We start from the raw sequence: 8,426 nt of genomic DNA, 5'->3' as shown, positions 1-8,426 counted from the left end.
TTTACGCGACTTGTAAGATTCGGCTTGTCTGTCTTTCATTCCTTTATAAGGAGGGCATTTAAGAAAATGTTGGGTATAGCATTTACAATAGCGTGTATTTTAGAGCAAAGAGCAAGCCCTCTAACCTAGATGGAGATCATAAAAAAGCCTGGGAGTCCGCTTTGTAAGAGGGAGACATCAGAAATCCTCGTGTCAAATCATCGCGAGTTTTCTATTTTTAATGGGTCAGCAGTTTTGGCTATACTTTAGGAATAAAAGGATTGGCATGCGTTCTTTTGTCCTATTTTTGCAAAACTATTCGCCTTCGCCCTTGTTGAGCTACTTTTCTGCGGGTTTGCTTAACATTTTTATTCTCAGTGGGGGTGGGCAATTTGCCGTGCAAGGTCCTGTGCTCATCCCTGGCGGGGTGGCTTTGGAAGTACGCCCAGCTGTAACGAACATGAGTGTGGCCGCGGGTGTGGCGAGCGCGCTCTGTTTTATCTCTTAACTTAAAGGTTTAGGTTTGAGTGATAGTTTCCTCAATAAGGCAGAATCTGTCAATAAAACTTTTAGCACAATTGTGATCAGTTATGTGCTCTTGGCACTTTTAGGAGCATTATTGCTCAGTTTTGAGCCTATGCGCACTAAACCCATCGCTTTCATTGACCTCTTCTTCACCACAGCCTCGGCTGTGTGCTTAACGGGCCTCATCAGTGCCAACCCCGCTGTGGATTTTAGCATTTACGGGCAGGCCGTCATCATGGCTTTGATCCAAGCAGGGGGGCTTGGCTACATGGGTCTAGCAGGTCTGTTGTTTCTTCTCATTGGTAAAAAGCTGGATTTTAAAAATCGCGTCTTGCTTAAAGAAACCCTAGATTACCCAAATTTGCAAGGCATCATCAAGTATCTTAAGAAAATCTTATTATTTACTCTTGCTATTGAAAGCATCGGGGCTTTGATTTTGACCCTAAACTTTCTCTCTTACATGCCCTTTAAGCAAGCATTGTGGGCGGGGATTTTTCATGCCATTTCGGCGTTCAATAACGCGGGGTTTAGTATTTTTGAATTTAACCTCGTGGATTACCGCGATGATGTAGTGGTGAATCTCACAATTTGTATCCTCATTATCTTGGGCGGATTGGGATTCTTGGTGCTCAGTGAGTGCTACAATTACCGCTACAACGCGCGCTTGAGTGTGCATAGCCGTATTGTGCTCATCGCTACGGCAATCTGTATTGTGCTAGGCGTGATCGTGATCTTGCTTTTTGAATGGGATAATCCTAAAAGTATGGGGCATTTGGATTGGTTTCATAAATTTATGAGCACCTTTTTTATTTCGGTGAATTTACGCACAGCAGGGTTTAACACCATTGACATGGCAAGTTTGCACGACCAGAGTCTGTTTTTCTCCTCTTTGTTAATGGTGATTGGGGCAGCTCCTGGTAGCACGGCCGGGGGTATTAAAATCACCACAGTAACTTTGCTTCTCTTTTATGCCTACTGCACTCTCAAAGATAAAGAAGTGGTGCTTTTTCAACGCACGATTCCTGAATCCATTCTCAAAAAATCCTTCTTGATTTTCATCATTACCATGTTTTATATTATCATTTCCGCGATGATCTTGAGTGCGACAGATGACACACAAAACAAGCATTTCTTGCGTTTACTATTTGAAATTTGTTCAGCCTTTGGCACAGTGGGGGCGAGCACGGGCGATGGGGGCAATCTGTCCTTTGCAGCCACTTTTAGCCATTTTGGTAAACTCTATTTGATTGTTTTGATGTTTATGGGGAGGGTGGGGGTTTTGGTTTTTAGCATGGCTTTGGTGCGCAAAAGTAAGGCACACAGTATTAAATACCCAGAAGAAGGAGTGATTTTATGAAAACTTATGCAGTGTTGGGATTGGGGAAATTTGGCTCCCATGTGGCACGCGGTTTAGTGGAAAATGGCGAACAAGTGATCGCATTAGACATCAATGAAGACACGATTAATGCCTTTAGGGGCGTGTGCGATAATCTCTTTATCATTGATACAACTGATATCAACGCCCTAAAGGACATTGGGATTGCAGAAGTGGATACGGCAATTGTAAGTATCGGGCAGAAAGTAGAGGCTTCTATTCTAAGTGTGATGGCACTCAAGGAAATCGGAGTTAGGGAAGTGATTGCCAAAGCGTCCACTCTCATCCATGGCAAAATTTTATCCAAGATTGGCACGGATCGCGTGATTTATCCAGAGCGTGATGCGGCAAAGCGATTGGTTAAAGGATTTTCTTTCAACCCTAATTTAGAGGTGATCGATATCACCAATAGCATGAAAATCGTGCGCCTAACTATCGGCTCAGCGCATGCAAGCATGGCCGCGCAGGACTTTTTGAATCTCTTTAAAGCAGATTTGAAAATCATAGCGCTCAAGCGTGAGAACAAGTGGGAATACGACATTCATGTCTCTCTTATCTTGCAAAACGCTGACATTCTCTTGCTCTTTGGACACACCAAAGAGATTGAAACTTTCATGGCTAGCAAAGAAGTCGCAAAGTTTAACAAGTAAACATGATTTGACTAGCTCCCCATAGATAAAGGGGCTTTGGGGTGCGGGGTTTCTGTGCGTTGTTGGAGTTGGTGGGCTGGGAGTTCTTTAAATATTGAGTTCTAGGTAATGCAATTTGCCTTCCCCAGAATAGTAGTTATTGTTGCTCGAAATTTTTAAGGTATTAGCGATAAATAAGCAGTTTTTGATGCATTTAAGTGGACGGTCATTTTTATCCACAAGCTCTATCCCAAGATCTAGTAGCTCAAAACAAACAATCTTGCCAAAGTCGTGGGCTTTTGTGCGTAAGGTGGTAAAATCCAAAGTGATCTCCTGAATTTCTTCGTACTGGTCCATACCTAGCAGCTCGGCTACATCTTCTAAGAACCCCATTATTTTTAACTTCTCTACCCACACCTCTGCAATCTCATCTTAAAAATTGGGCTAGTGAGAAAGTAAAATAACAAAGCCCTAAAGGCTTTTTTGTCGCAATTCTTCTTTGTGGTGAGCAAGCCCAGATGGTCTGCTATCTCATTTTTGTCTTGTTCTAACAAATCTGCGTAACTTTTAAGTAATTCTTTTAAGATTGCCTTGCCAGTTACCAGCCACGCCGTAAAGCCCCTAGCTTTAGCTATGGGGATAGTTGGCTAGCACCAGCATGGCTGTGCTAATATTTGTGCAATCAAGGGGTAATACCCTTGGGGTTGGGGCATCAACCTTTGGAATAGGGAACGTAAGACTCCAAACGGAGCTGTCCTGCTTGAAGCCGCGATCTCCACTAAAGTTAGAATCCCCTAACTTTAGTTATGGGAGAGTATGTCAATAGACCTTTGGCGTCAAAAAGCCTTTCTTTAAGAAAGTTGTAAGTTTTTAATCTTTCCTCTAGGCTGGGATTGCTGGGGGGAGGGGGTGATTGCAAGGCTTTAACCTGTGCCTTAAGTGTTTTAATCTCTGCCTTTAAAACTTCCTTTTCTTGCATGCGTTCTTGGTTTTCCAACACCTCTTGAATCATCTGTCGATCCGCCTCTATCCCAAACACCTGACACAGCGCGCTTAGAATCTCTGTATCCTGTGTGGCTGTGATCGCCTCGATACCCGTCAATTCATTTTGATAACCGCGCGACCTAAGCCAACGCCATAGGGTGTTAGTTTTGTAATGCTCCAGCACATCTAAGAGATTAAAATGATCTTTGAGCTGTTCTAGGCTGGTGATCCTCTCCCCATCACAAATTAACGCAAACTTAGCTAGTTTCATCGTGCCTCCTCATAGAAACGCCCATTATACAATAAAAGCCACCGCCCCACAGCTTTAAAAGCGCGAAGTCATGGCATTAGAAAAGCTAAAATAGTTGTCAACGCCGCCTTAAGAAAAGATACAGCACGCACGCGCTCACAAAAGTAGCTGTAGCATACCAGTTTGCGCCCAAATCTTTAGAAACTAGCACTCCATGGTAAACTAAAATGCCCACCCCGCTCGCTCCAAACCACGCCACCAGCCCAGCTGCCTTGAAGGCAGGCGCGCTTAGGGCATTGCGCACATCTTGTTCGTAATTGGGCGCGCTTAAAATATGCACCAAAGCGATCGCCACCCACGCCACCACAAAGATACCCTGATAGGCTAGGGCACTGAGCAAATAGGCAAACATATCCACTAACATGAGCAAAAACACCGCTACTCCCACCAAGATAGCCCAAACATATTTAGAGAGATCAAGACCTAGCACTTCTTTAAAAAAGGCTTGCATGTTGGTCGCGCCCAAGAAGTAATTAGCCGTGTTGATGCGCGCTTGGGTGATGATCACAAAGAGCAAACCAAAGATACCTAACAATTCAATGAAGGCAAAGGCAACTGCGGACTCTGAAGTGGCTAATTTAGGCATGGTGCTCACTAAGTAAATACCCACCAATGCCGAGAGCACAAAGGCGACTAAGTAAAAGGGCGCGCCAAAGGTGATAAAGGCGTGGAATTTGACATCTTCTTTTTTGCCAAAACGCGCGAAGTCAAAGGTATACATCATTAGCACCCACACCCCCATGTAATACACCGCCACATGCCACCAGCCATAGGGGGGCGCGTTTTTAGGTCCCATGTGTAACCACGCCTCATTATAACCATAGGTGCTAGTCGCATAGATAACAGAAGCCACTAGCCCTAAGAGATACAGGGGTAAGAGCACCCCGTTAAATTTGTCTAACCAGTGTTGCACCGAGCCAAAGATCAAGGGCACGGAAAAAGCCACGATGATCAAACACGCCCCCCAGTGGGGCAGAGCGGGGAATTTATGCGTGGCTGCTAGCGCGATCACATACCCCTCAAAAACGGCGTAATAAATAGCAGTAGCAAAGAAAATCAAGGTGGCTAGGGCAGCCCCCTTACTCCCAAAGAGCACGCGTGAAAATAGGGCGACAGAGAGACCGCTCTTAGCCGCATAGCCAGAGATGAACGCGTTGATGAGAGAATAGGCCACCACGGTGATAAGCAACCCGATAAGGGCGTTTTTTGTGCCATAGGCTTGTGCCATCGCCACCCCCACCACCACATAAAACAAAGCCGAACAAACCCCCCACCAAGACATCATCAAAGAACCCCGTGAGGCTTTTCTCTCCTGCGTAACCACCGAAGTAGATTCGTCCTGCGTATGCTTGTGTGCTAGGTCCTCGTGGTGCGTTGGCATGGCATCTCCTTTAGCTTAAACTGGCGATCATCTTTTTAATCTTGTCTTGATAGGCTTTGCGCGCCACTAGGGCTTGTTGCATATCCACTTGTTTAAAGCGCACTTTTTGATTGGGCGCAAACTGCCCTAGGCGATCTAGATCACAACTAATTACCGTGCAATACATCGCAAATCCGCCCCCACTGGGCGCATCCCTTTGCAAGACAATGGGTTCATTGCCCCCGGGGGCTTGCATCGAGCCCACTGGGTAGCAGGCATCGGGGATATTGCTCGGATTGGAGCCCGCGCCAAAGGGCTGGGGCAAATCTTTATAAGTGAATTTCTGCCCATTTTTAAAGCGATAGCCCAGTCTGTCTGCTTGGGTAGAGACGACATAGACATCATTAAATAGATTGTGCAGGCTCTGCTCTGTGAGCTTATAATCTTGTAGTCCTAAGATCACGTGCAAAAACTCCACTTCTTCTAAGTGTAGATGAAATTCTGGGTCTAGGATCTTTTGGCTGGGTTTGCCCGTGGGCGTGCCAATGGGCAATACATCGCCCTCTTCTAATTTGCGCCCCTTAAAACCCCCAATGCTCCCTAGCGGATAGGTGGATCGCGAACCCATCACCACGGGCACATCTATCCCTCCGGCTATAGCGATATAAGCGCGCGCACCCTTCTTTAAGTAGCTAAAACTAAGTTTGCCCCCGGCTGGAACTTTGAGCGCGGCATTGCTGGGCATTTCTTGCCCATTGACAAGAGGGGTGGTGTGTGCGCCCGTAACCGCGATATAGGTTTCCTTTTCAAATTCTAATTCGGGTGCCATCAAGGCTACCTCTAGGGCGGCAGCGTTTTTATCATTGCCCACCAAGACATTCGCCGCGATGAAAGAGGCTTGATCGAGCGCGCCCCCGGGGGGAATGCCCAAATGGTAGTAGCCATAACGCCCCAAATCCTCTACATAAGTGGCAATGCCCGGCTTGATCACTTTAAAAGAGCTCATGCTAACACCTCCAAGATTTTTTGGTTATAGGCTTTGGGGTTGCTTTGCCACTCTTGCAGAGAAAAGCGCGTGGGGCGGATTTTGAGATTAAAAGTGCCCGCCTCTACCTCTTTGACATATTTATCATACTCTGCTTGCGTGCAGGGGGTGAATTTGATGATGTCCCCGGGGTTTAAAAACACCATGCTCTCTTTGAAATAGGGCAATCTTTGCTCCGGGTCCCACACGGGCGCGGGTGTGATACCCATCATCTGATAGCCCCCACCCCCGCGCACGGCATAAATACACCCAAAACACCCCCCATGCCCGATGGTGAGGGCGGGCGTGTCGATGCGCGCAATCGCGTATTTGGGCACTTCGATCTGAGCTTTGCGTTCTACAAGTTGATAAAGCCAAGGTAAGCCCGCCACAAAGCCGATCATGCTCACAAACCAAGGGCTCTCAGAGTGGGCTTGAATGAAGGCTTCCACACTCTCATAGCCATTGATTTGGCGGGCGTATTCAATGTCGGTGATATTGGGGTCTAAGGTGGAGCCGGGCTCTCTGCACTGGTGGTTATTGCGGAAGCGCATTTGGCACTCATGGGTATAGGGGTCATTGTAAAAAACGGGCATTTCAATCAAGCGGGTTTGAATTTCTGTGCGCGCCCCCACGACTTCTTTTTCTAAAGATTTTAAAATCTCTAGGGCCTTGGTGTGGGGTAAGATGTCCGGATTAAAGGCGATCATGTAGGACGCGTTAGCCGGGCAAATCTCGCTAATGCCCTCCACTCGCATTTCCCTCAGGCGGTTGCAAATCGCCATCGCCAAAAAAAACGCCTCTAAAGACATCCCCTCTTCGCTCACCTCCACAAATAAAAAGGTGTCCCCCCCAAAGCTATATCTAAACGCCATTTTTAGCCTCCTGTTGGTAGTTTTCTAAAAAGTTGATGTCATAATCGCCCTGTTGGATATGGGGGTTTCTCAAAAGCTCCTTAAAAAGCCCGATAGTGGTTTTCACGCCCTCAATTTTGAGCTCGTTTAGGGCTCTTTTGAGTTTGTTAAGGGCTAAGGGACGGCTTCGATCGTAGACAATGAGTTTAGCAATGAGCGAGTCGTAGAAGGGGGGAATGGTGCGCCCGCTAAAGAGCATGCTATCCAAGCGCACGCCCAAACCGGTGGGGCATTGTAATTTAGTGATCTCTCCGGGGCTGGGGAAAAAATTATTCTCAGGGTCTTCAGCGTTGATTCTAACCTCCACAGAATGCCCGCGTAAAGAAATGTCCTTTTGTTGGTAGTGCAAAGCCTGCCCATCGGCAATGCGCAACATTTGGCGCACGATGTCAATCCCGGTTACCATTTCTGTAATGCCGTGTTCGACCTGAATACGCGTATTCATCTCTAAGAAATAAAAACCCTTGCTTTGCGTGTCATAGAGAAACTCCAAAGTCCCTGCACCCTTATAACCCACATCGCCAGCCATGCGCACCGCGCACGCGCACAAAGCCTCCCTAGTCTGAGAATCTAAGCTGGGGCTGGGGGCTTCTTCTAAGATTTTTTGCCTGCGCCGCTGCAAAGAACACTCGCGATCGTAAAGATGGATCACATCTTTTCCATCGCCTAGCACCTGCACTTCGATGTGTTTGGCTCTTGCTAGATATTTTTCCAAATACACCCCCCCATTGCCAAAGGCGGCGCGCGCCTCAGCCGTGGCGATCTCAAACTGGGTTTTAAGCTGGGTTTCATCATTCACTAGCCTAATCCCCTTGCCTCCACCCCCGGCAATCGCCTTAATGAGCAAAGGATAGCCAATTTGGCGCGCCTCCTCTAGGGCTTGATCTAGGTTTTCTAACACGGGACTACTAGGCATGGTGGGCACTTGGCTTTTTTTAGCCTGTTGCAGGGCTTTAGCCTTATCCCCCATTGTAGCGATGAGCTCGCTTGAAGGTCCTACAAAAATGATCCCCGCTTCCTCGACGCGTCTGGCAAATTGGGCGTTCTCGCTTAAAAAACCATAGCCCGGGTGGATGGCATCTACTTGTGCTTGTTTGGCAACTTCGAGCACATTATCAATATTAAGGTAGCTTTTATGGGCGAGATTTTCTCCCACTCGGTAAGACTCATCGGCCAACTGGCAAGCCAAGTTGCCCGCGTCTGCGTCTGTGTAGATCGCCACAGCTTTCATGTTGAGCTCATGGGCGGCTTGGATAATGCGTACCGCGATCTCTCCGCGATTAGCCACCAAAACCTTTTGGATTTTTAAGGGGCGTTTTAGCATCG

Annotated in this window: 9 protein-coding genes; 3 read left to right on the top strand and 6 right to left on the bottom strand. The window is 47.2% G+C overall.

Going from position 1 to position 8,426, the window contains the following annotated elements; translation table 11 throughout:
* The first annotated feature begins 265 nt into the window (after positions 1-265).
* Genes C6H04_RS06100 through C6H04_RS06090 form a run of 3 tightly spaced genes read left to right on the top strand, consistent with a single transcriptional unit; the run spans position 266 to position 2,529 of the window.
* Positions 266-487 (top strand): TIGR00366 family protein, encoded by a 222-nt coding sequence (locus C6H04_RS06100; RefSeq protein ID WP_233711872.1) that lies wholly within the window; start codon positions 266-268, stop codon positions 485-487.
* A gap of 15 nt (positions 488-502) precedes the next feature.
* Positions 503-1,861, top strand: coding sequence for a TrkH family potassium uptake protein (locus tag C6H04_RS06095; RefSeq protein ID WP_104695746.1), 1,359 nt, complete (start codon positions 503-505; stop codon positions 1,859-1,861).
* Positions 1,858-2,529, top strand: coding sequence for a potassium channel family protein (locus tag C6H04_RS06090; RefSeq protein ID WP_104695745.1), 672 nt, complete (start codon positions 1,858-1,860; stop codon positions 2,527-2,529). The genes C6H04_RS06095 and C6H04_RS06090 overlap by 4 nt, the downstream gene beginning before the upstream one ends.
* Positions 2,530-2,616: 87 nt before the next feature.
* On the opposite strand, the gene C6H04_RS06085 is transcribed toward C6H04_RS06090, so the two are convergent.
* The 6 genes from C6H04_RS06085 to C6H04_RS06060 all read right to left on the bottom strand — a co-directional run bounded on the left by C6H04_RS06085 (position 2,617) and on the right by C6H04_RS06060 (position 8,424).
* Positions 2,617-2,865 carry a hypothetical protein gene (locus tag C6H04_RS06085; protein WP_158653001.1) on the bottom strand — a complete coding sequence of 83 codons (249 nt, stop codon included), beginning with the start codon at positions 2,863-2,865 and terminating at the stop codon, positions 2,617-2,619.
* A gap of 427 nt (positions 2,866-3,292) precedes the next feature.
* The gene (locus C6H04_RS06080) at positions 3,293-3,763 is read right to left on the bottom strand and encodes a hypothetical protein (protein WP_104732623.1); all 471 of its coding nucleotides are present in this window, start codon (positions 3,761-3,763) and stop codon (positions 3,293-3,295) included.
* Positions 3,764-3,860: 97 nt separating this feature from the next.
* On the bottom strand, positions 3,861-5,183 hold the full coding sequence (locus tag C6H04_RS06075; protein ID WP_104732622.1) for a purine-cytosine permease family protein: 1,323 nt from the start codon (positions 5,181-5,183) through the stop codon (positions 3,861-3,863).
* Positions 5,184-5,193: 10 nt separating this feature from the next.
* Positions 5,194-6,168, bottom strand: coding sequence for a 5-oxoprolinase subunit C family protein (locus C6H04_RS06070; protein WP_104732621.1), 975 nt, complete (start codon positions 6,166-6,168; stop codon positions 5,194-5,196).
* Positions 6,165-7,061 (bottom strand): 5-oxoprolinase subunit B family protein, encoded by an 897-nt coding sequence (locus C6H04_RS06065; protein ID WP_104732620.1) that lies wholly within the window; start codon positions 7,059-7,061, stop codon positions 6,165-6,167. Before C6H04_RS06065 ends, C6H04_RS06070 begins: the two co-directional genes overlap by 4 nt.
* On the bottom strand, positions 7,051-8,424 hold the full coding sequence (locus C6H04_RS06060) for an acetyl-CoA carboxylase biotin carboxylase subunit (protein ID WP_104732619.1): 1,374 nt from the start codon (positions 8,422-8,424) through the stop codon (positions 7,051-7,053). The genes C6H04_RS06065 and C6H04_RS06060 overlap by 11 nt, the downstream gene beginning before the upstream one ends.
* Positions 8,425-8,426 lie beyond the last annotated feature (2 nt).

This window comes from Helicobacter salomonis (assembly GCF_900197775.1).
In the GTDB taxonomy this organism is placed as follows: domain Bacteria; phylum Campylobacterota; class Campylobacteria; order Campylobacterales; family Helicobacteraceae; genus Helicobacter; species Helicobacter salomonis.
Note: the sequence above shows the minus strand (reverse complement) of the source record. Positions and strands in the feature narration are given on the sequence as shown.

Bases quoted from the DNA above. Each gene is read 5' to 3' on its own strand.
- C6H04_RS06100 (WP_233711872.1), top strand. From the start codon at position 266: ATGCGTTCTTTTGTCCTATTTTTGCAAAACTATTCGCCTTCGCCCTTG.
- C6H04_RS06090 (WP_104695745.1), top strand. From the start codon at position 1,858: ATGAAAACTTATGCAGTGTTGGGATTGGGGAAATTTGGCTCCCATGTG.
- C6H04_RS06085 (WP_158653001.1), bottom strand. From the start codon at position 2,865: ATGGACCAGTACGAAGAAATTCAGGAGATCACTTTGGATTTTACCACC.
- C6H04_RS06080 (WP_104732623.1), bottom strand. From the start codon at position 3,763: ATGAAACTAGCTAAGTTTGCGTTAATTTGTGATGGGGAGAGGATCACC.
- C6H04_RS06075 (WP_104732622.1), bottom strand. From the start codon at position 5,183: ATGCCAACGCACCACGAGGACCTAGCACACAAGCATACGCAGGACGAA.
- C6H04_RS06070 (WP_104732621.1), bottom strand. From the start codon at position 6,168: ATGAGCTCTTTTAAAGTGATCAAGCCGGGCATTGCCACTTATGTAGAG.
- C6H04_RS06065 (WP_104732620.1), bottom strand. From the start codon at position 7,061: ATGGCGTTTAGATATAGCTTTGGGGGGGACACCTTTTTATTTGTGGAG.
- C6H04_RS06060 (WP_104732619.1), bottom strand. From the start codon at position 8,424: ATGCTAAAACGCCCCTTAAAAATCCAAAAGGTTTTGGTGGCTAATCGC.